The sequence below is a fragment of the Rhodococcus sp. GB-02 genome (genome assembly GCF_053470465.1).
Genome location: NZ_JBPUKE010000002.1, coordinates 488,818 through 510,360, shown reverse-complemented (window position 1 = coordinate 510,360; position 21,543 = coordinate 488,818). Strand labels below are relative to the sequence as shown.

The following is a 21,543-nucleotide window of genomic DNA, read 5'->3' as shown; positions in this document are numbered from 1 at the left end:
CTTCCGGTAGACCCACAAACGGCACTCCCGCAATCGCGGGAGTGCCGTTCTGTCGTGCGAGGTCAGTTCAGGTGCGTGCGATGTTCTGCAGTGAATGCGATGTGCTCATCTGTGCGTCCGGTGCGGAGCTTGTCGACCCACTCGGGATCGGCGAGCAGCGCGCGTCCGATGGCAACCATGTCGAATTCACCCCTCTCGTACTGAGCTTCGAGACGCTCCAGCCCGGTGACAGCAGATGCAGCGTCGCCGGTGAATGCCGTCGTGAACACGGAATCGAGTCCGACCGAACCGACGGTGATGGTCGGCAACCCGGTCAGCTTCTTGGTCCAACCGGCGAGGCCGAGCTTGCCGTCTTCGCCTTCGAGTTCAGCGAACGCCGGTTCCCAATGACGCCTCGTCGACGGATGCAGGACGTCGACGCCGGCGTCGACCAGGGGAGTGAGGATGCGGCCGAGCTCTGCCGGGCTCTGGGCGATGCGGGCGTCGTAGTGGCCGGACTTCCACTGCGAGAATCGGTATACGATCGCGAACTCGTTTCCGACAGCCTCTCGGATTGCGGCAACGACCTCGGACGGGAAGCGGGTGCGAGCTTCCAGTGATCCGCCGTATTCATCGGTGCGGACATTGGTTCCGGCCCAAAGGAATTCGTCGAGCAGGTAACCGTGCGCTCCGTGCAACTCGAGACCGTCGAAACCGGTGTTCTTCGCGTTGAGTGCGGCGTCGACCCACGACTGCTTCAAGGTGTCGAGATCCGAGGTGGTGAATTCTCGTCCCAGACGGGTGCCGTCCAGCGCCAGGCCGGAGGGGCTGACGGTCTCGACCTCGGGGTTCAGACGCGAGTTCTCGCCGCGTTCGACTCCGAGGTGCCACAGCTGAGGAATGATCGATCCGCCCTCGGCGTGGACGGCGTCGACTACCGACTTCCAGCCGCCCAGGCTCGAATCGCCGTAGATGCGCGGTACGCGGGTGTGCGGGCCGGCTGCCGGGTCCGGGATGTACGTGCCTTCGGTGATGATCAAGCCGACACCACCTGCTGCACGACGACGGTAGTACTCGGCCACGTCGGCGCCGGGGATTCCGTCCGGCGAGAAGGCGCGCGTCATCGGGGCCATCGCAAAACGGTTGCGCAACGAGAGTGATTTGACCTCGAAAGGCTCGAAGAGGCCGCGCAACGCGGAGGCCTCGGGTGCTGTCGATGTGTCGGGGAGAGTCACGGGTTTGTTCAACGCGGCGGACCCTCGACCTATTCCGCCGCCTGACTTTGTCTCACCGAAATCTGCAAAAGCTTGCGTACGTTCGGTTTTCGATTGATGCCTACGTCGACCACACTTAGTTTGTGCATTAACTATTAACATGCGATATGGTCGTGCGGAAAGTTCTTGACGGCGGTATCGAGCACGAAAGAGGACGCGCGAGCATGACAACAACGGTGCCGGACGAGCGGACCGGAGAGTTGGAGCCGATTCCGGAGCGGCCGTACCCGAAGCGCCGTGATCCCAAGGGATCGTGGATGTTCGACATGATCAAGACCACCGATCACAAGAAGATCGGGATCATGTACATGATCACGGCTTTCGTGTTCTTCCTGATCGGCGGCCTGATGGCCCTGTTCATGCGTGCGGAACTGGCTGTCCCCGGGATGCAGTTCCTCTCGAACGAGCAGTTCAACCAGTTGTTCACCATGCACGGCACGATCATGTTGCTGCTGTATGCGACGCCCGTCGTTTTCGGCTTCGCGAACTACATACTTCCGCTGCAGATCGGTGCCCCGGACGTGGCGTTTCCGCGTTTGAACGCATTCGGGTTCTGGCTCTTCACTTTTGGTGGTCTCATCGTTCTCGGCGGATTCCTCACACCGGGCGGCGCTGCCGACTTCGGTTGGACCGCGTACACCCCACTGTCGGGTGCGGTGCACAGTCCCGGCGTCGGAGCCGACCTGTGGGTATTCGGCCTGACAGTGGGCGGTCTCGGCACCATTCTCGGTGCGGTCAACATGATCACCACGGTGATCTGTTTGCGCGCGCCAGGCATGACGATGTTCCGGATGTCGATCTTCACGTGGAATATCTTCATCACCAGCATCTTGATCTTGATGGCGTTCCCGTTGCTGACCGCTGCATTCATGGGCCTGTTCGTCGACCGTCACCTCGGTGGCCATATCTTCGACCCGGCGTCAGGTGGAGTTCTGTTGTGGCAGCACCTGTTCTGGTTCTTCGGTCACCCCGAGGTGTACATCATCGCGCTGCCGTTCTTCGGCATCGTCTCGGAGATCTTCCCGGTCTTCAGCCGTAAGCCGATCTTCGGATACACCGGATTGGTCTACGCGACACTGGCGATCTCAGCTCTGTCCATCGCGGTGTGGGCTCACCACATGTACGCAACCGGCGCTGTTCTCCTGCCGTACTTCTCGTTCATGACGTTCCTGATCGCCGTGCCGACAGGTGTGAAGATCTTCAACTGGATCGGCACGATGTGGAAGGGGCAGTTGACCTTCGAATCGCCGATGCTGTTCTCGATCGGCTTCCTGATCACCTTCCTCTTCGGCGGTCTGTCTGGCGTCATCCTCGCGAGCCCGCCGATCGACTTCCACGTCACCGACACCTACTTCGTCGTCGCCCACTTCCACTACGTTGTCTTCGGTACGGTCGTGTTCGCCACGTACGCCGGTATCTACTTCTGGTTCCCGAAGATGACCGGTCGCATGATGGACGAGCGCCTCGGCAAGTGGCACTTCTGGACCACGTTCGTCGGTTTCCACGGCACGTTCCTCGTCCAGCACTGGCTCGGTGGCGAGGGGATGCCGCGCCGTTACGCCGACTACCTGCCCTCGGACGGATTCACGGTTCTGAACTCGGTGTCCACGATCTTCGCTTTCGTACTCGGTGCCTCGACGCTTCCGTTCATCTGGAACGTCTTCAAGAGTTACCGCTACGGCGAAGTGGTCACCGTCGACGATCCATGGGGCTACGGAAACTCACTGGAGTGGGCGACCACCTGCCCGCCGCCGCGTCACAACTTCACCGAGTTGCCGCGCATCCGCAGTGAGCGTCCGGCGTTCGAGCTGCACTACCCGCACATGGTGGAGCGAATGAGGGCAGAAGCGCACGTGGGTCTCACCGGGCAACCCACGTCGACGTTGGAGAAGAGTGACGATCATCGCCAGATTGATTAGTGCAATAATAGTTGCTGCACTAATTAATCTGATAACATCGGATTCATGACGACGAAGGCTCCGCAGACGCAGATGGACGATCCGCTGGCTCTCGACCGGCAGGTGTGCTTTGCACTTGCGGTCGCGAACCGGGCGGTGCTGTCCGTCTACCGGCCACTGCTCGAGCCGATGGGCCTCACGCATCCCCAGTACCTGGTGATGCTGGCACTGTGGGGAAAATCGCCGATGGCGGTCAAGGAAATCGGGCAGGCACTGCAACTCGATTCGCCGACGCTGTCGCCGCTCCTCAAGCGACTCGAGGCGTCCGGGCTGATCACGCGAACCCGTAGCCGCGCCGACGAACGTCAACTGGACGTGGACCTCACCGAAGCTGGTGTGGCACTGCGCGACGAGGCGGAGAAGATCCCGCCGGCGGTTGTCGCGAAGCTCGGCGTCAGCCTCGCCGAACTCGAAGAACTCCACAACGTTCTGACGCGGGTCAACGAGGCCGCGCTCCGCGCCGGAGCCTTGGACCAATGAGAGAAATGTGATGACTGCATCCGAAAGAAACGTGATGACTGCGTCAGTACCGTCGATGCGTACCGAACAGGTGACTTCCGTGACTTCCAAGAAGCAACGTACGAGCCCGAATCCTCTTCAATGGTTGGGTTATTCAGTGGGGCGCAAGCTGCCCGATTCCATGCAGGACTGGGTGCGAAACGACCTGATCGGTGACTGGGCCGTGCCGCGTCACCTGATCCGAAGCATGGTGCCGTTCATTCCAGTGTTCGCGGCCTTCATGCTCTTCCCCGGGCCGTGGGCCCTGCGGGCATCGATGGTGCTGCTCGGAGTGCTTCTGGCACTGTTTTATTCGGTCTCGTACATGGCTCAGAACAGGTCGCGTCGCCTGGAGCGTCACGGTTTGCCTTCCGACCTCGAGAACCCGAAGAAGATCTCGCGCCACGACGCCGAAAAGGCCGCCTACGAGAAGTTGCACGGCGGCCCCGCGACCTAGACGCCTCGGTCAGAAGCCGTGGAGGGTACTGCCGCCGTTCATTTCGCAGACACGTTGCTCCATGACCGCCGGGAAACCACCCGCAGGCTCGGACGAACGAAGAGCCGATTCGACGTCCTGCTCGACCAGGTATCCGTTGATCGCGATCGCCGCGCTTGAACCTGCAGCCGCAGCATTGATTACCTGCGCGCGAGGGTCGACGACATTGCCAGCGCCCCAGATACCGGGAACACTGGTGGCGCCGAAATGATCGACAGCCACGAATCCCGTGGGGCTGGTTATGCAGCCGAGGTGCGTCAGATGTGCGTCGTTCGGAACGAAACGCGGCGCAACGAACAGTGCTGAGCGCGCAACCAACTGGCCGTTGTCGAGTTCGACGCCTTTCAGTTGCTCTCTCTCGCAGACCAATCTGGTAACTGATCCGTCTGCGACCGTCACCCCTCGCGCAGCCAGTCGTGCGCGTTCGTCGGGGGTGAGCGAGATCTTGTGGGGGAAGAACGTCACATCCGGCGACCACTGTCGGAGTAGAAACGCCTGGTGAACTGACATTTCGCGAGCGTCGCCGCCGAGAATGCCGATTGGTTGGTCGCTGATCTCGTACGCATGGCAGTACGGGCAATGGAGCACACTTTGTCCCCAAAGCTCTTGGATGCCTGGAATTTCCGGGAGTGAATCCCGTAGGCCGGTGGCAACCAGCACAGTGCGAGTTTCGAGCGTCCTGCCTCCCGACAGTTCGACGACAAAGCCGGGTTCGATACCGCGCCAGGAGATGTCGACTACCTCATCGCGTTTGAATTCCACTCCGTACGTCTGTAATTCGCTGCGTCCGACGGTGAGCAACTCACCTGGCGCCATGCCGTCCCGCGAGAGGAAGCCGTGCATGTGTGCCGCCGGTGCGTTGCGCGGCTTGCCGGAATCGATGACGGCGACCGAGCGCCGAGCACGACCCAACACCAGGGCTGCGCTGAGTCCGGCGGCTCCACCACCGACGATCACGGTGTCGAGGACCTGTGTTTCAGTCTGTGTTCGCATGAGCACAGGTTGCCCGCGGACGAGATCGCTCAGCAACTATTGTTGCCATTTCTGGGAATCGTCGTCAGACTCGGACCATGAATGTCAACGGTCCGCACATCGATGCCGCCATCTCGCAGATCGGCGCGCGCCTCAAACGCATTCGTACACAGAGGAACGTCACGCTCACAGCACTGTCCGAGTCCACCGGTATTTCGAAGAGCACCCTGTCGAGGCTCGAAGCGGGGGAGCGTCGCCCGAGTTTGGAGTTGCTGCTTCCGATCGCGCTCGCCCACCAAGTGCCGTTGGACCAGTTGGTGGCGGCGCCACAGGTCGCCGATCCACGTATCCAGAGTGCGCCTCGAAGCGTCAGTGGGCGAACGGTCTTGCCGCTGACTCGGCAACCGGGTGGGCTGCAGGCATTCAAGATGACCATCCCGGCAAACCAGACCGAGCCCAACCCGCAGGTGCATGACGGCTATGAATGGCTGTACGTGTTGTCGGGGAAGCTGAGATTGGTGTTGGCCGATCACGACATCGTGATGGGAACGGGTGAAGCTGCTGAATTCGACACCCGAAATCCGCATTGGTTCGGCAGTGACGGCAAAGGCCCGGTCGAAGTGCTGAGTCTGTTCGGCCCACAAGGAGAACGCATTCACGTTCGGGCCAAGCCTTCGGCGAAGTGACGGACAGTCATACTTTCATTCGATGCTGCCGGAGGCGAAGAGAACAGTGAGGATCTGTGCGAATCGAAACTGACGACCTGAGTCGGGACGCGGTCCTGGCTCTACTGGCCGAGCACCTCGCGGACATGCATGCGACCTCGCCCGCGGACAGTGTTCACGCGCTGGACATCACCGGGCTGAGGGATAGCTCCGTGACCATGTGGACGCTGTGGAGCGAAGTTGACGAGCTACTCGGTTGCGTAGCACTCAAGGAACGGTCGTCGACCGGCGGCGAGATCAAGTCGATGCGAACGTCATCGGCAGCGAGGGGGCGTGGCGTGGGAACGCGACTTCTTCAACACGTCGTGGACGCGTCGAGACAACGAGGTTACCGGCAACTCGAATTGGAGACCGGCACACAGGACTACTTCGATCCAGCTCGGCGGTTGTACGCGAAATTCGGGTTCGTGCCGTGTCCACCGTTCGCGAATTACCGCGAAGATCCGAACAGTGCATTCTTCGTTCTCGCCCTGTGAGCAGCTCTCATTCGGTGAACATTCTGGCAGTGATACGTCGTACTGCACTGTCGGAGTCCGTGATTGCGGTGTCGAGCACCAGCGGTTCCGTGGTCCACGGCTCGTAGTCTCGATCCAGAATTTCCTGCCACGTGGGTAGTACAAGATCCGGGATGTCGACCACTCGCCGTTCAGCGCGTCTGCGATGCTCGTCGGGATCCGAACAGATGACCTCGACACTGAGCAAGCGCGCCGAATTATGTTGTGCGGTAGCGGACCAGGCGTCTCGTGTCGCCTCGACTGGGTTGACGCATTCGACCACGACCGAGAGTCCCAGTCGCAATTGTTCGGCGGCAAGCGCGTACCCGGTGATGTATCCAGCGGTCCCGGATACATCAGCGATACCGCTGCGGATCAGCGACTGTTCGATGGTATCGATCCGCACGTAGGGAATCTTGTGATGCTGAGCAAGCGCCCGCGCGATCGTCGACTTGCCGGTGGCCGGCAAACCACCGATCACGACCAGCGTTGCGCGGGTCGATGGGTGGGGGTTGTGTCCGGCATCCGCCATCCCTGAAATGTACGGGGCGTCGTCGATTTACATAAACTCGCCTCGTACTCTGCTCAGCTCGAGATCGCGAATTCTCGTGCTTCGAACGCCAGATCGTCGGCGGCGGATTCCATTCGTGCCGTCGCACGGTTGGGTGCTGTCAGCACTGCGACAATCGGAACTGCCAACGCCAGCAGGCCGAGAACGAAGACAGGGAAGAGGAATGAGAATACTTCGAGTCCCTGCGGCGCCTGGGCTGCCGCGTCGTGAACAACCTCGACCGCGGCCATTCCGGTGTAGTGCATACCGACGACGGCGACACCCATGATGATTCCGGCGACAAAACGGAGAATCGTGGACTCGAGCACCATGGTGAACCACAGTGCAGCGGTTCCGGCGACGACTGCGATGAGAACCGACAATGCAACGAAGATCAGGTCGTAGTGCACCTCGCCCTGAAAGCGCAAGGCGCGCATACCCGTGTAATGCATGATGTTCACGGCGAGACCGGTCACCACGCCCCCGATCAGAAGCCGCGTCCAGCGAAATTCGGTCCCAATGATCAGCAGGCCGACAAACACGGCCCCTACCGAGATGATCGCGGAGATCACGGTCCATCCGAGGTTGTATCGAATCGGACTGCCGGGGACTGCGAAGCCGAGCATGGCGATGAAATGCATCAGCCAGATGGCGACGCCACCGATCGACAAGGCAGCCATAGCGAGCCATCGCATGCGTGTGGCGGTTGTCGTCGCCGACGCTGAATGCCTGGTGCACGCCAGGCCGACTACCGACCCGACCACGGACACGACGTAGGCGAGCCCGAGCAGCCAGATTCCCATCGAGAAATGGTGCATTTCATCCGACATGCCAGTTCCTTTCGGCGACGATTCGCATCTGGTGATTCATCTAGACGACTGCTTCAGCTGCAAGTCGTTCGAGGGAGTACTCGGTGACGGCGATCAGCGCGCGTTTGGCCGATTCGCGGTTTCGGGCGTCGATCTCGATCATGGGAACGCGGTTGGGTAGAGCTAACGCCTGGCGGAGATCGCTCGCCGAATGGATTGGTGCGCCGTCGAAGCGGTTGACCGCCACGATGAACGGGAGGCCTCGCGCCTCGAAGAAGTCGACTGCGGCGAAGCTGTCTTCCAGGCGACGTGTGTCGACCAGAATGACCGCACCGATCGCACCGGTGATGAGGTCGTCCCACATGAACCAGAATCGGCGCTGTCCCGGGGTTCCGAACAGATAGAGGACCAGGTCGTCGGCGAGAGTGATGCGCCCGAAGTCCATCGCGACCGTCGTGGTGCTCTTGTCGGGAGTGGAACCGAGATTGTCGATCCCGTCGCTGGCGTCGGTGACCATGGCCTCCGTGCGAAGGGGGACGATTTCGGAGACAGTTTCCACAAGCGTCGTCTTGCCAACACCGAAACCCCCGGCGATCACGATTTTTGTCGATTTCACGCGAGACGATGAGTCAGAGTGCCCGAAGTCCACTGAGGGTCCTTTCGATCAGTTCGCGTCGCTCGACTCGAGATGCGTCGCTTCGCAGAGTGGCATGTATTTCCAGTGATCCGGCTACTACGAGGTCGGCGACCAGTACCCGCACGACTCCGATCGGAACACCCAGGTGGGCAGCGATCTCGGCAATCGAGATCCGCTGCTCGCAGAGTGCGACGATCGATGCACGAATATCTTGCGGTGCAAGGTTGTTCGAGTCCACGTCTTCGATCGTCGCGATGATCGCTTCGAGCGGGAGGTCGATGGACGGCAGGGTCCGACCTTCCGTGAGCGCGTAGGGCCGGACCAAGCTGGGTGCGGCGTCGTTGTGCTCGGATTGATGGCGAGGCATCGAACTCAAATACCCTGCGATGTTCGCGGGGCAATGTCCATGGTGGTCCCGACGCGATCGACGAGAGTCGCCATTTCGTAACCGATCTGGCCGATGTCGCATCCAGCGACAGCGAGTGCGGCAAGGTAAGCGCCACTACCGACGCCCATGAGAAGCAGGTAGCCGTTCTCCATCTCGACGACGGACTGCATGACAGCCCCGCCGTCGAAGAGGCGTGATGCACCCGCGGACAGGCTGGCTAGTCCGGAAGTGACAGCGGCTAATTGATCCGCCCGGTCGAGCGGAAGGTGTGTGCTCGAGGCCGTCAACAAGCCGTCGGCTGAGACGATGATCGCGTGACTCACACCCGGCACGTCTCGGGCAAAAGCCGAAACCAGCCAGTCGAGTGCGCGGGGAGTCTCTTGGGCTCCGACAGTGTTCACTGTTCTCCTTCATCGTTGTGCAACATCGTGGACGCTTCGAAAGACTGTCCGCCATCGAACTGGTGGGTGGCGGCATGCCGACGCCCTCGTTGTACTCCGGATTGGTAACTGCTCCAACCACGTTGGACGTCCGCCGGATTGGATGCATGGCGCTGTGTCGTACCGCCCCCGCCGACGGCACCAGGAACCAGGCGGGCTCCGCGGTCTCGGATAGGGAGTCCGGAATCGGCGATCTTGGTAACCGGCATTTCGAACGACGTCCGAGCGGCCAGCCAGCCTTGATCCGCGTCGGTGGTCCACGAACTGCCGGTGGAAGCCGCTGAAGTCTCCGCCGTCGGATCCACGAGCCACTCCGACACCATCCGGGCGAAAATCGGCATCGTGGTCGGGGCAGTGGGAGCGCCGTTCGAGCTGCCGTCGCCCGCGCCGTCAGCGCGCGCCGATTCACGAGCAGAGAGCCCGTCACGGGTACGCGACGAGAAGAACGCCGCAGTATTTGTCGGCGTCGGGGCTGAGAGCCGGTGCCGCGGCGGCGGCGGGATACGAACGGGAAGGGGCGTCGATGCGCTTGAGCCTTCGGGATCGGGCAGAGGAGCGAAGGACGACACCGACGTAGCGGGTGCTGGAGTGGTTGGTGTCGAGGTACTGACCGCCGGTACTCCACTTGTGCCCGGGGTGCGACGTGGTAACCCCGAAGGCGCTGTTGCCGTCGGCGTCGATTGCGGTGTGATCGGGGCGAACGTCTCAGTCCGATCGGTACTGTTACTGGGCGTCCGACGCGGGAGATCAGTGAAACTTCTGGTCGCAGGCTGCGGGGGTGCGGATTCGGTCGGGACGGGCTGTGACCATGACGGTGCAGGCGGTGTGGGAGGGGGAGTCCGATCGAGCGTGGGAACGGGTCCGGTTCGCGGCGTGCGGATCTCGGGTCCCCGAGAAGAATCGAGTATCGACGTCGGTAGGAGCACCGTTGCGGTGATGCCGCTGTGCGTCGACGACGTTGCCGTCGGGCGCAGGCGCACAGAGATGTTGTAGCGACGGCTGATTCGGCTCACGACGAACAAACCCATGCGACGCGCTGTATCCGCGCTCATCTCGCCGCCGGCGGCGAGGCGCTCGTTGGCATCGAGGATATCGGCAGGCGACATGCCGATACCCAGATCTGCGATCTCGACGATCATGGAGCCGTCGACAGTGCGGGCAGCGTTGATAGACACCGTGGTCTCCGGTGGGGAGTACCGCAGAGAATTGTCGAGCAGCTCAGCGATGAGGTGAACGACGTCCGGGGCAGCATGACCGGTGACGACGCCGGGCGGGATCTGCCCAAGTTCGACGCGTCGATACTCCTCGACGCCGGATACCGCGGCGCGAAGGGTATCGCCGAGAGCGACGGGGGCGGTCCTGCCGCGGCGTACATCGGTTCCGGCGAGAACCAGCAAGTTGTCGCCGTTTCGACGCATTCTCGCGGCGATGTGATCGAGCCGGAACAGATTCTCGAGGCGACGCGGGTCGTCTTCGTCCTGCTCCAACTGTTCGATCAAACCGAGTTGCTGGTCGACGAGGGACTTGTTACGCCTCGACAGCGTTTCGAACATGTCGTTGACCTGGCGCCGCAGGGTGGCCTGCTCGCCGGCAAGCGTGATGGCCTGACCGTGCATGTCGTCCACCGCGCGCGCAAGCTCGCCGATTTCCTCGTGGGTGCGGATCGGGACACGGGCGAAGTCGAGTTCGTCGGTACTTGCACCTGCGCGAATTCGTTCGATCGCGTCGGGAAGTCCGCGTCGTGCTGCCTGCAATGCGGCAAATCGCAACCGGCGGATCGGATCGATGAGCGATCGGCTGATGACGAGGGCGATGGCCAGTGCCAGCAGGACCGCGCCGAGCACAATTGCAGTGTCACGAAGTGCTGCGGTTCGTGCTGCATTGGATTCAGCGGTGACGGTGTCGCCGAACTCGGTGACGGTGGTGTCGGTCAGGCTGTTGTACTGGTCGTTTCCGGATTTCAGATCGGCGCCCACGCGGCTCCCCAGAGGAGAGGTCGACGGAGTTGATCCGAGGGCGTTGATCCGGTTCTGAGCAGAGTTGCTGAGGGTCTGGACGGTGTCGTTACTCCCGTCGATGGCCAGAATGTTGTTCAGAGCGACCAGTTCGGCACCGGCAGCACTGACCATCGACGTACGAGCCTGCTGGTCCGGATCACCTGAGCCGAAGAGGATTCGTTGTTCGGCAAGCGCTCGTCGCGCATCCCAGAGTGCCGAGAGTCGGCCACCCTCTTCGCGCAGCGCCGGACGCTGAGAATGCTCGACGACGCTGGTGAAGGTGTTCGAGAGCGCGCGCGAGACTTCGCCGACCCGCGAAACCAAGCGTGCGGGAGCCACCGCGCCGGCGGCGATCTCCTCGGTGATGGAACGGCTCTCGGCGAGCGCCGAAGTTACTTGGTCGTTGAGGTCGTCGTCGGACTGGAACGCGCGCGCGGCGTCGACCAGTTGGTCCATTGCGTCCGAAACTGCTTGTGTTGCCGGGCCGGTGTCAGTGCGTGCCGATGCGGCTTCGGCGAGTTCGTACAGCGCGGATTCGAGGTTGATCGCGGCGGGCACTGCGAGGGCACGCTCGGACGAGGAACTCAGCTGTGCGGCTTCTTCGAGTTCTGTCTGAACTCGAAGCGCGCCGAGGACAACGGCGACGATCATCGGCAATGCGAGAACGGCGATGACTTTCCAGCCCAGGCGCCATTCGCCGATCGACCACCAAGAGGTTGTCGTGTGTGAATCGTGTTTCATGCGGAACATGGCCCCTTCACGTCAACCCCCGTGGGTCATTGCCCGAACCCCTTCGATCCGGTTTGACCAGAAGGAGTAGTTAGCTGAACGGTAACAGACTGTTCGCTGGCTCGCTACATACCAGTTGGATTCTTGGATCGCCGATGACTATATCCGGATTGTAAGGCCAGGTGAAATGGTAAACGGACAAGTGCGGCGAATGGGATAGCCGGATAGTCCAATTTGGTAGCTTGGCGAGCAGCGCTGCTCGGGAATCGGTGGAATTCGCGGTAAGCATCTGGCTCGTGTCCCGACATCGAGACACGTCCGAACAAGGCGCACTCGCATGTCAGACTGTGGTAACCGCACCGATGACCGAATCGAACCTTGGAGCCATAGTGGGTGGACCTGCTCGCGACGCGTTGCGTGCGATCGCCGAACTGCTCGCACCTGACAGCCCCGCCGTCATCGATCGTGTGACTCTCGCAATCGACTACCCGGAACGGTATGTCGAGGTACAGAACGAACTGTACTTACAGACGCTCGAGAAGCCGCACCCGGAAATGGCGTGGTTTGCTCTCGTCGACGCATTGCACGAACATGAACTCCTGGTCTGGGTGGACTGGAACGAGGACGCTGCCGAGGTTCTCGGTCGACTGCGACAGCTGAAGTCTGCACTCGGAGCGGCCCACTCATGGAAATGGGCGGACGAGCTTGGCGCAGCCTATGACCGCACCGCTGGCCTCGAAACGCTTCTTGCCGGCGTCGGCGCCAACATCGCCGTGTCAGGAGTTTCCGTTGCCTGGCTCGACAGCGACAGCGATACCTTTCTCGTGGTGCTGATCCCGAGTGTTCAGGCCGAATCGCTCGTCGAACTCGCGCTGGCAACCGGGCACTGTGTGCGCGTGTTCTAGTGTCTCAGCGTTTACCGAGCAGACGACGGAATCCCTCGATTCGGTCGCTCAGTCTGGGCGGCGTGCGCTCGGGATCCATCAGCGCGTTTTCAGCGAGCACGTGGTCTTCGCCGTCCACTGTGTTCCGGTCGAATTCGCGCAGACTGCGGGCGTCGGAGGTCGAGAGAGCGCGAACCGTCGACAACAGTGACTGCTCACCCAACGCGTCGTCGACTTCTTCCTCGGTGACGTCGAGGTGCTCGCTGAGTAGACGGCGCCTCAAACCGATGATCGAGGCCCGCAACTCGACGTCCGCGTCGTCGTCGGATTCGACGGCGATGTCACACTCCGTATCGAAGCCCATCGAACGGTTGTTGAGGTTCGACGACCCGATTCGCAGGAGGCGATCGTCCATCACGAGAACCTTGGCGTGTACGTAAATAGGTGCGCCAGAACAGGTCACGGGATAAAACGCACCGAACCGATCATGGATATCGGCGGACCACAGCAGATGCAACAGGTCGTGGCGCGCTCCGTCCATCGCCTTTTGTTCCAGCCATCCGTCGGCATTGCGCGGAATGACCAGAACGATCTCCGGTCCGTCGTCCTCACGCAGGCGCGCGGCAATCGCCTCTGCCAGCGTGCGTGAGGCGAGGTACTGGCTTTCGATGTACAGCGTGTGTTCGGCCCCGGCGATGGCCGCGAGATAGAGCGCCTCGATCTCGCGTACCTCGATGCGTTCGCCGAGTTCCGGCAGCGTTCTGGCGACGGCTACGTCGACAACCCGCAAGGTGGGCGCCAGATTCACGGGCCACGGAGTCGCCGTGCTCTCGACCGGTGTCAGATCCTCGCCGGTTGCGGATTTCCAGCGTGCCCGCGCCAATTCGCCGATGGCCGCCGCCGCATTGCCGTCGACCGCCGTGGTCGCGTCATGCCAGGGGCCGTAACGCCTTCCGCTCGGAGTGATCCGGTAATCGTTTCGGTCGACGTGATCCGAGGTGTCCCAGCGGTCCACCGTCATGTCGATGCCGCCGCAGAACGCCAGAGCGTCGTCGATGACGATGATCTTCTGATGGTGCGCCGCGCCCACTGGATGGGCGCCGTCGATCTCGAACCGAAGACGCTCGTCGGTCAACCAGTTGGACACGAAGACGGGAGTCATGCCGCGCCCAATTGCGGTGAAGGCGCCGATGTTCCATTTGAGTACGAGGATTTCGAGATCGGTTTTCTCGCGGACGAGCCAGCGGAGGAACATCCCCAATCGGTTGGGGCCGTCGAGCGTCTGCTTGCCTGGCTCGAGTTTGATGCGCGTGTCGAAATCCCAGCCGATCAACATGATTCGCTTCTCGGCTTGCAGCATTGCGGACTTCGCGTGATGAAAGTAGTCATCGGCGTCGACGATGCAGGCCAGATTGTCGGCCGGCTCGATGCGCCAGCAGGTTTCGCCCGGAACAAGAATTCTGTTCATTCGCCGATTCCCAGGTAAGACGTCAGTTCGCGGGCGGCCGCTTGGCCGGCGCGGTTGGCTCCGATCGTCGACGACGACGGCCCGTATCCCACCAGATGCACGCGAGGGTCGGCTTCGATCTGCGTGGCGAGGCGTCCGGTCATCGGTATTCCGCCACCTGGTCCTCGCAGGTGCAGAGGTGCCAGGTGATCGAGTGAGCTGCGAAAACCGGTGCACCACAGGATCGCATCGGCATCGATGACAGTACCGTCGGCCCACTTCACGCCGTTCGGAAGGATTTCGGAGAACATCGGGAGTCGATTCATGACACCGCGCTCTCGCGCTGCGCGGATGGCCGGTGTCACCGGGAGACCGGTCACCGAAACGACGGATCCCGGAGGCAGACCGCGTCGTACACGATCCTCGACCATGGCAACCGCGGCGCGGCCGATGTCCGGAGTGAACGGCTCGTCGCGGAACTCCGGTTCACGACGCGTCACCCAGGTAGTCGTCGTGACGCGTGAGATCTCGTCGAGCAGTTGGACGGCCGAGATACCGCCGCCGACCACGACCACATGTTTGCCCTCGAACTCCGCGGCGGTTCGATAGTCCTTCGTGTGGAGTTGTCGGCCACGAAATGATTCGGCCCCGCGATAGTGGGGGATGAAGGGCCGCTCCCAGGTTCCTGTCGCATTGATCAAGCCTCGCGCCGCGAACACTCCGTGGTCGGTCTCGATCCGCAGTCGCTCTTCCCTCGGGCACACCACTCGTGTGTGCACCGGGCGGTGGACGGGAAGTTCGAATTGCTTTTCGTACAGTTCGAAGTAGTGGGGGACCGCGACGGATGCAGGCACCTGTTCCGCGTCGGTGCCGGTGGTTTCCGCGAAGGACATTCCCGGGAGATCATGCACACCGTTGACGGTGCTCAGTGTCAGGCTCGGCCAGCGGAACTGCCACGCCCCGCCCGGCCCGGACGCATGATCGAGCACCACGAAACCCGATTCGGGTTCGATTCCGAACTTGCGCAGGTAGTACGCGGCGGAAAGTCCGGCCTGTCCGGCGCCGATCACCACCACGTCAACCGGGTGCGGTTCCTGTGAGGCAAGGTCGTCTGTACTCATCGGTAATCTAACCTCCTGATGTACAGAACTTAGCTGCAGAGAAGTATGCGGACGGTATCGGCGCCTCGGAACATCCCTGTGTCGAGCCTTCCAGAAACGAAAGTGAGCGGACATGATCGGGTTCTCCCGTGACGGCAACGTCGTGACCATCGAGTTGCAGCGTCACGAGCGTCGCAATGCACTCAGCGCGGAACTCTGCATTGCGATTCGGGACGCGATGAACGCAGCAGTCGCCGAGCATGCGCACGTCGTCGTCATCACCGGTGAAGGATCGGCATTCTGCGCAGGGGCAGATCTCTCCGGCGACGTCTACATGGAGGGCTTCACCGATCGCCTGTTCGAGATGCTTCGCTCTATCGACACGGCGCCCATCCCGGTCATCGCTGCCGTCAACGGTCCGGCCATCGGTGCCGGGACGCAGCTGGCCATCGCGTCGGATCTGCGCGTCGTGGCGCCGAGCGCTCGTTTCGGAATCCCGGCAGCCACCCTCGGTGTCTCGGTGGACAAGTGGACGATGCGTCGGCTCGCGTCGCTGGTCGGCGGCGGTCCCGCGCGCACCATCCTGCTCGGTATCGAACAGATCGGCGCTGAGGAAGCCTTCACTCGGGGCCTCGCCAACAAAATCGGCACCCTCGACGACGCCCAGGAATGGGCACACCGCATCGCCAATCTCGCACCGCTGTCGTTGCGGCACATGAAGATGGTCCTCAACGACGACGGCACCATGGAGGAGCAGTCTCCCGAGCAGCTCGACGCTCTTCACGCCGCCTGGCTCAGCGAGGACGTCCAGGAAGCCCGCGCTGCCCGCATCGAGAACCGCCCTCCCGTATTCAAGGGCAAGTAAAGCCTGTTGCAGGGTAAACAGGCGCCGGGCACGCAGGACGGATAGTGGCTACGCTCGTCTGAATGAAGAAGACGACGGTTCTCGGAGTTGCTGCTGTTGCCGCGGCGACGGGGTGGGTGGCGCGAGCCGCATGGGGAATCCCGACGCAGATCGGGGCATCGCGAAACACGGTGCAACCGTATGCGGCGATGTCTCCGCGATATCGGGACCGCCAGTTCCACAACTCGGAGCCCAGCAGCACACTGGTGCCCGGCACTGATGCCGGAATGTTCAAGTCGATGGCAACGCGAGGGTCGACGGGTCGGCCGCGTCAGCCGATTCCGTTGGCCACTCCGCTGGCACCGGCGGTAGCCGGCGACGCAGCGGTGACGTGGTATGGCCATTCGAGCGTTCTCGTCGAGGTCGACGGTTACCGTGTTCTCGCCGATCCGGTGTGGAGCGAGCGCGTATCACCCTCGGCCACAGTAGGTCCCGCACGGATGCACCCCACTCCGGTGGCATTGACCGAACTGCCTGCAGTAGATGCGATAGTCATCTCTCACGATCACTACGACCATCTCGACATGGCTACGGTCAAGACGCTGACTCGTACCCAGACTGCTCCGTTTGTCGTGCCGATCGGTATCGGGGCTCACCTGCGGCACTGGAAGGTGCCCGAGAACCGGATCGTGGAATTGGACTGGGACGAGTCGACAAAAGTCGGCGACCTGGTTCTCACGTGCACCGAGGCTCGTCACTTCTCCGGTCGTGGTCTTGTTCGGAACACGACTCAGTGGGCGTCGTGGGTGTTCGCCGGTCCCGAGCACCGGGTCTTCTTCGGCGGTGACAGCGGATACACGTCCCGATTCGAACAGTTGGGTGCAACGTACGGGCCGTTCGATCTGACGCTTCTCCCCGTCGGCGCGTACGACGTGCGCTGGCCGGACATTCACATGAATCCCGAAGAGGCGGTGCAGACGCACATCGACCTCAACAAGGGCGACGGTTCGCGCGGTGTATTCGTCCCGATTCACTGGGCGACCTTCAACCTCGCGTTTCACTCGTGGTCGGAGCCGATTATTCGCCTCAGCGAGTCGGCCGCAGAGGCAGGCACGACCGTGTCGGTTCCGATGCCGGGCGGCAGGATCGACGCGTTGTCGCCGACACCTCCGTCGAAGTGGTGGATACCACTGGGCTGAGCGGAGAAGGGCCGCGGACGTGGTTGCCCGTCGAGTCGAACTCTGATTAGTTGCTCCGGGTGCGTAATCTTTGACCATGGCTCACGAGCACACCAGTTCAGAAGAGACAGCAGTGGCGGTAGCGCCTGAGCGATTGCCGGACGACGTCGACGTCGCCCGCGGTTTGACCGCCGATCAGGTTGCGGCCCGGATAGCGTCGGGGCAAACCAACGACGTGCCGGATCGGGCGTCTCGCTCGGTCAAGGACATCATTCGCGGCAACGTCTTCACTCGCATCAACGCGATCCTGACCGTGTTGTTGGTGATCGTGCTCGCGACGGGCTCGATCATCGACGGCATGTTCGGGTTGTTGATCATCGCGAACAGCGGTATCGGCATCATCCAGGAGATCCGCGCCAAGCGCACGCTCGACGCACTGGCCATCGTGAGTCAGGCCAAGCCGATGGTCAGGCGTGACGGCGTCGCCGTGGCAATGGCACCCAAAGACGTTGTGCTCGACGACATTATCGAACTCGGGTCCGGTGACCAGATAGTCGTCGACGGCGAAGTGGTCAGTTCCGCCGCACTCGAGGTCGACGAATCGCTCCTCACGGGTGAAGCCGATCCGGTTCACAAGGCGAGTGGCCAGCAAGTGTTGTCGGGCAGTTTTGTTGCCGCGGGCAGTGGCGCATACCGAGCCACCAAGGTCGGCGGCGATGCATACGCGGCCAAGCTTGCCGAAGAGGCGAGCAAGTTCACTCTCGTGCACTCGGAACTGCGCAGCGGTATCGACAAGATCCTGAAATTCATCACCTACCTGATGATTCCGGCGGGTGCGCTGATCATTTTCAATCAGCTCTTCACCATCGGCCTGCCGATCCGACCGGCACTCAACGGCATGGTGGCAGCGCTGGTTCCGATGGTTCCCGAAGGTCTGGTGCTGATGACCTCCATCGCGTTTGCGGTCGGCGTCATCCGATTGGGCAAGCGCCAGTGCCTCGTTCAGGAGTTGCCGGCGATCGAAGGCTTGGCCCGTGTCGACGTCGTGTGCGCGGACAAGACCGGAACCCTGACCGAGAACGGCATGCGTCTGTCCGAGGTCGACGTCGCACCGGGCGGTTCGGGGGAGTCTGCGGTCAAGTCCGCGTTGAGCGCGATGGCTGCGTCCGACCCTCGCCCCAACGCGAGTGTGCTGGCGATTCGCGAGTCGCTCTCCGACGATCCCGGCTGGGGTGAAGCCACCGCGGTGGCGCCGTTCTCCTCGGCGAAGAAGTGGAGCGGCCAGTCGTACGGCAGTAACGGCAACTGGGTACTCGGTGCCCCGGACGTGCTGCTCGATCCGGACTCGGAGATGGCCCGCAAGGCCGAAGAAGTGGGATCGAGCGGGCTTCGTGTCCTCATGCTCGGCAGCAGCGACCTCCCCGTCGACGACGCCGACGCACCGGGCACCGTCACCCCCGAAGCTCTGGTCGTACTCGAGCAGAAGGTGCGTCCGGACGCACAGGAGACGTTGGAGTACTTCGCCAGCCAGAAGGTCGCGGTCAAGGTCATTTCCGGCGACAACGCGGTTTCCGTCGGCGCCGTTGCCGGGTCACTCGGACTCGAAGGCGGCGACCGTCCGATCGATGCACGGGAGCTGCCCAGCGATCAGGAAAAGCTGGCGGACACGCTCGACGGCGCAACGACGTTCGGTCGCGTGCGGCCGGATCAGAAGCGGGAAATGGTCGCGGCCTTGCAGTCTCGCGGACATACCGTCGCGATGACCGGTGACGGCGTCAACGACGTTCTCGCCCTCAAAGACGCCGACATCGGAGTCTCGATGGGCTCGGGTAGCCCGGCCACGCGAGCGGTGGCCCAGATCGTGTTGCTGGACAACAAGTTCGCGACGCTTCCGTACGTCGTCGCGGAAGGCCGCCGAGTGATCGGCAACATCGAGCGCGTGTCGAATCTCTTCCTGACCAAGACCGTCTACTCGGTGGTACTCGCATTCCTGATCGGTATCACCGGCGTCCTGTCCCAGGCCTTCGACTTCGAACCGCTGCCGTACCCGTTCCTACCCCGCCACGTCACGATCGCAGCGTGGTTCACGATCGGTATCCCGGCCTTCATCTTGTCTCTGGCACCCAACAACGAGCGCGCGCGAACCGGGTTCGTCTCCCGCGTCATGCGCTTGGCGCTGCCGTCCGGTCTGATCATCGGCATCACCACGTTCATCTCCTACGTGTTGGCTTACCAAGGCCCGGACCAGACGGAGACCCAGAAGATCCAGGCCGGAACCAGCGCGCTCATCACGTTGATCATGATCGCCGTGTGGGTTCTGGCGGTCGTGGCCAGGCCGTACGTCTGGTGGAAGCTCGTTCTGATCGGTGGATCGGTGGCCGGCTATCTGATTCTGTTCGCTCTGCCGTTCACCCGAGAGTTCTTCAAACTGGATCCGAGCAACGTCGCTGCGACGACGCTCGCGATCACCCTCGGCGCGATCGGCGTTGTACTGGTGGAACTCTCGTGGTGGATCAGTGCACGTATTCACGGGGAGAAGCGGAAGATGTTCGCCACGCCTGACGACCTACCCGGCGAGCATCACCATGCTCACAGCGAGTAACCAGTTCAGCGCCTGAACATCTGCACCCAGGCAATGCGATCGCCGCCGCGCTTCTTGGCCCGGTACATCGCATTGTCTGCGTGCTCGATCAGGTCGTTGACAGCTCGATCCGGTAAGTCCGTCTCGCGACTCAGATAGACGCTGACACCGGTACTGGCGGAAACAGGATAGGGATCGGAGTCGGACGAGACCGCTGAATGAATCTCGGTGGCGACCTGTTCGATATCTCCTCGATCGACTCCGCGCAGGACGACGAACTCGTCCCCGCCGATTCGCGCCACCACCGCATCGGGTCCGGCGGCAGCGATGAGGCGGTCGGCGACAGCCGTCAACGCATCGTCGCCCGCGACGTGGCCGTGTGTGTCGTTGAGGTTCTTGAACGAGTCGACGTCGATGAGTAGTGCGATCAGTGCCTGCGTTCGATCACTGCGCAGCAGATGCTGCGCCTCGTCCTGGAGTCCGCGGCGATTGAGTGTCGCGGTGAGGTAGTCCCGGTGGGCGTTGCGTGCGTCGTCGGTCAGGCGCAGCCAGACGATCTGCAGAATCCAGGCGGTGGAGAAAACCACACCGGCAACCATCAGATAGAGGTTCGCGACCACCCAGTTGTCGTTGACCGGCTCGGACATCGCCATGGTAGCGAGCGTCGTACAGACAGCAAGAGCCCAGCCGATGTGACTGATGGCAACGCGAGGGCTGTGAACAATCGCCGCGTAGAAGCCGATCATGATGAACAGGATGCAGCCGATGGTTCCGACGAAAGCGGTGCGTACGGCGAAGAAGAGAGAGACGGCGAGCCACAGGTCGGCCCACACGAGAAAGGCCACTGATTGTTGCCAGGTGGGCCACGATTCGTTTCGTGCCCAACGACATCCCGCGTAGATCCCGCTGATCGTTCCGACAGTGAGTACCGATCGTGCAAGGGCAGTGTCGGAACCGAAGCGGCTCAACTGCATGGTCGCCGCGATCAGGGCGAAGAGGAAACACCACACGGCAACCAATTTGCGTCCGGGAACGGTCAGCCCGCGGACGTCGTGGAACCGGGGGAGCCAGGAGTAATCAGTGTGGTCTGACCACCAACGAGAAAGCAGTTCACGCGTCGGGTGGAGGTTGCTCCCCGCCCCTCGCAGTCCTGCATTCAAACCGGGCACCTGTCGAGTCGATGGGTGGCCAATCAGCTATTGGCGGGTTAACGCTACCTCGAGTATCGCGCGGCTCGTGCGCGCGGACCTGCTTTCTGGCGCAGAGGCCGTCGACCTGTGAGAATCGAAGGGCGCGGAGGAATGATTCCGCCGAAGGATGTGCGTCAGCACCGGGAGAGGACACGGACATGGGTTTCTTGGACAACGTCAAGGGATTGGTCGAAAAGGGCCAGGAGCTCGCAGCGGAGAACTCCGACAAGGTTCACGACGCGATCGACAAGGTCGCCGACATCGCCGACGACAAGACCGGCAACAAGTACGGCGATAAGATCGACAAGGCAGCCGAGGCCGCCAAGAAGGCTGTTCCCGAACAGCAGTAATACCGGATTCGGTAACACCGTTT

General features: G+C 62.1%; 21 protein-coding genes. 10 read left to right on the top strand and 11 right to left on the bottom strand.

The genetic code is table 11. From position 1 onward, the window contains the following. Nucleotides 1-62: 62 nt before the first annotated feature. Nucleotides 63-1,214, bottom strand: coding sequence for an NADH:flavin oxidoreductase (locus ACSW29_RS15475; RefSeq protein WP_317828787.1), 1,152 nt, complete (start codon nucleotides 1,212-1,214; stop codon nucleotides 63-65). A 203-nt stretch (nucleotides 1,215-1,417) separates the two neighbouring features. On the opposite strand from ACSW29_RS15475, the gene ctaD reads away from it, so the two are divergent. The 3 genes from ctaD to ACSW29_RS15460 are packed head-to-tail and all read left to right on the top strand — an operon-like array spanning nucleotide 1,418 to nucleotide 4,166. After that, a complete protein-coding gene (ctaD, locus tag ACSW29_RS15470; RefSeq protein WP_448277638.1) occupies nucleotides 1,418-3,172 on the top strand; it encodes an aa3-type cytochrome oxidase subunit I in 1,755 nt (584 codons plus the stop codon). Between the two features lie 45 nt (nucleotides 3,173-3,217). Continuing rightward, nucleotides 3,218-3,691: a MarR family winged helix-turn-helix transcriptional regulator gene (locus ACSW29_RS15465; protein ID WP_019744857.1), complete on the top strand. Its 474-nt coding sequence runs from the start codon at nucleotides 3,218-3,220 to the stop codon at nucleotides 3,689-3,691. Nucleotides 3,692-3,725: 34 nt separating this feature from the next. Beyond that, the gene (locus ACSW29_RS15460) at nucleotides 3,726-4,166 is read left to right on the top strand and encodes a DUF5313 family protein (RefSeq protein ID WP_223304421.1); all 441 of its coding nucleotides are present in this window, start codon (nucleotides 3,726-3,728) and stop codon (nucleotides 4,164-4,166) included. Nucleotides 4,167-4,175: 9 nt separating this feature from the next. Here the strand turns inward: ACSW29_RS15460 and ACSW29_RS15455 are convergent, their stop codons facing one another. Then, on the bottom strand, nucleotides 4,176-5,204 hold the full coding sequence (locus ACSW29_RS15455; RefSeq protein WP_448278158.1) for an NAD(P)/FAD-dependent oxidoreductase: 1,029 nt from the start codon (nucleotides 5,202-5,204) through the stop codon (nucleotides 4,176-4,178). Nucleotides 5,205-5,275: 71 nt separating this feature from the next. Here ACSW29_RS15455 and ACSW29_RS15450 point away from each other — a divergent pair, with 71 nt between their 5' ends. Together ACSW29_RS15450 and ACSW29_RS15445 are read left to right on the top strand one after the other, a co-directional pair. Next, nucleotides 5,276-5,863 (top strand): helix-turn-helix domain-containing protein, encoded by a 588-nt coding sequence (locus tag ACSW29_RS15450; RefSeq protein WP_230814462.1) that lies wholly within the window; start codon nucleotides 5,276-5,278, stop codon nucleotides 5,861-5,863. Between the two features lie 56 nt (nucleotides 5,864-5,919). Continuing rightward, nucleotides 5,920-6,378 carry a GNAT family N-acetyltransferase gene (locus ACSW29_RS15445; protein ID WP_448277637.1) on the top strand — a complete coding sequence of 153 codons (459 nt, stop codon included), beginning with the start codon at nucleotides 5,920-5,922 and terminating at the stop codon, nucleotides 6,376-6,378. Nucleotides 6,379-6,385: 7 nt separating this feature from the next. Here ACSW29_RS15445 and ACSW29_RS15440 read toward each other — a convergent pair whose 3' ends face one another. From ACSW29_RS15440 to ACSW29_RS15415, 6 genes are read right to left on the bottom strand one after another with little or no spacing between them, the layout of a single operon-like run. Beyond that, nucleotides 6,386-6,928 carry an AAA family ATPase gene (locus ACSW29_RS15440; RefSeq protein ID WP_448277636.1) on the bottom strand — a complete coding sequence of 181 codons (543 nt, stop codon included), beginning with the start codon at nucleotides 6,926-6,928 and terminating at the stop codon, nucleotides 6,386-6,388. Nucleotides 6,929-6,981: 53 nt separating this feature from the next. Beyond that, nucleotides 6,982-7,776, bottom strand: coding sequence for an MHYT domain-containing protein (locus ACSW29_RS15435; protein WP_230814459.1), 795 nt, complete (start codon nucleotides 7,774-7,776; stop codon nucleotides 6,982-6,984). Nucleotides 7,777-7,816: 40 nt separating this feature from the next. Further along, nucleotides 7,817-8,404 (bottom strand): GTP-binding protein, encoded by a 588-nt coding sequence (locus tag ACSW29_RS15430; RefSeq protein WP_347874456.1) that lies wholly within the window; start codon nucleotides 8,402-8,404, stop codon nucleotides 7,817-7,819. Continuing rightward, nucleotides 8,385-8,759: a DUF742 domain-containing protein gene (locus tag ACSW29_RS15425; protein WP_448277635.1), complete on the bottom strand. Its 375-nt coding sequence runs from the start codon at nucleotides 8,757-8,759 to the stop codon at nucleotides 8,385-8,387. Before ACSW29_RS15425 ends, ACSW29_RS15430 begins: the two co-directional genes overlap by 20 nt. A gap of 5 nt (nucleotides 8,760-8,764) precedes the next feature. Continuing rightward, a complete protein-coding gene (locus ACSW29_RS15420) occupies nucleotides 8,765-9,181 on the bottom strand; it encodes a roadblock/LC7 domain-containing protein (protein ID WP_003940329.1) in 417 nt (138 codons plus the stop codon). Next, nucleotides 9,178-11,958: an ATP-binding protein gene (locus tag ACSW29_RS15415; protein ID WP_448277634.1), complete on the bottom strand. Its 2,781-nt coding sequence runs from the start codon at nucleotides 11,956-11,958 to the stop codon at nucleotides 9,178-9,180. Before ACSW29_RS15415 ends, ACSW29_RS15420 begins: the two co-directional genes overlap by 4 nt. Before the next feature lie 350 nt (nucleotides 11,959-12,308). On the opposite strand from ACSW29_RS15415, the gene ACSW29_RS15410 reads away from it, so the two are divergent. Next, the gene (locus ACSW29_RS15410) at nucleotides 12,309-12,851 is read left to right on the top strand and encodes a DUF6630 family protein (RefSeq protein WP_448277633.1); all 543 of its coding nucleotides are present in this window, start codon (nucleotides 12,309-12,311) and stop codon (nucleotides 12,849-12,851) included. 4 nt (nucleotides 12,852-12,855) lie between these two features. Here the strand turns inward: ACSW29_RS15410 and ACSW29_RS15405 are convergent, their stop codons facing one another. Further along, nucleotides 12,856-14,298 carry a phospholipase D-like domain-containing protein gene (locus tag ACSW29_RS15405; protein ID WP_317827399.1) on the bottom strand — a complete coding sequence of 481 codons (1,443 nt, stop codon included), beginning with the start codon at nucleotides 14,296-14,298 and terminating at the stop codon, nucleotides 12,856-12,858. Beyond that, complete coding sequence (locus ACSW29_RS15400) at nucleotides 14,295-15,398, bottom strand: NAD(P)-binding domain-containing protein (protein WP_317827398.1); 1,104 nt, start codon at nucleotides 15,396-15,398, stop codon at nucleotides 14,295-14,297. Before ACSW29_RS15400 ends, ACSW29_RS15405 begins: the two co-directional genes overlap by 4 nt. A 112-nt stretch (nucleotides 15,399-15,510) precedes the next feature. Between ACSW29_RS15400 and ACSW29_RS15395 the strand changes: the two genes are divergently transcribed. The 3 genes from ACSW29_RS15395 (at nucleotide 15,511) to ACSW29_RS15385 (ending at nucleotide 20,001) form a co-directional block, all read left to right on the top strand. Further along, nucleotides 15,511-16,242 (top strand): enoyl-CoA hydratase, encoded by a 732-nt coding sequence (locus ACSW29_RS15395; RefSeq protein WP_003940192.1) that lies wholly within the window; start codon nucleotides 15,511-15,513, stop codon nucleotides 16,240-16,242. Nucleotides 16,243-16,304: 62 nt separating this feature from the next. Beyond that, nucleotides 16,305-17,420 carry an MBL fold metallo-hydrolase gene (locus ACSW29_RS15390; RefSeq protein ID WP_448277632.1) on the top strand — a complete coding sequence of 372 codons (1,116 nt, stop codon included), beginning with the start codon at nucleotides 16,305-16,307 and terminating at the stop codon, nucleotides 17,418-17,420. Nucleotides 17,421-17,496: 76 nt separating this feature from the next. Beyond that, the gene (locus ACSW29_RS15385) at nucleotides 17,497-20,001 is read left to right on the top strand and encodes an HAD-IC family P-type ATPase (RefSeq protein ID WP_448277631.1); all 2,505 of its coding nucleotides are present in this window, start codon (nucleotides 17,497-17,499) and stop codon (nucleotides 19,999-20,001) included. Nucleotides 20,002-20,006: 5 nt separating this feature from the next. On the opposite strand, the gene ACSW29_RS15380 is transcribed toward ACSW29_RS15385, so the two are convergent. After that, a complete protein-coding gene (locus ACSW29_RS15380; RefSeq protein ID WP_448277630.1) occupies nucleotides 20,007-21,149 on the bottom strand; it encodes a diguanylate cyclase domain-containing protein in 1,143 nt (380 codons plus the stop codon). Between the two features lie 179 nt (nucleotides 21,150-21,328). Here ACSW29_RS15380 and ACSW29_RS15375 point away from each other — a divergent pair, with 179 nt between their 5' ends. After that, nucleotides 21,329-21,520 carry an antitoxin gene (locus ACSW29_RS15375; RefSeq protein WP_448277629.1) on the top strand — a complete coding sequence of 64 codons (192 nt, stop codon included), beginning with the start codon at nucleotides 21,329-21,331 and terminating at the stop codon, nucleotides 21,518-21,520. Nucleotides 21,521-21,543 lie beyond the last annotated feature (23 nt).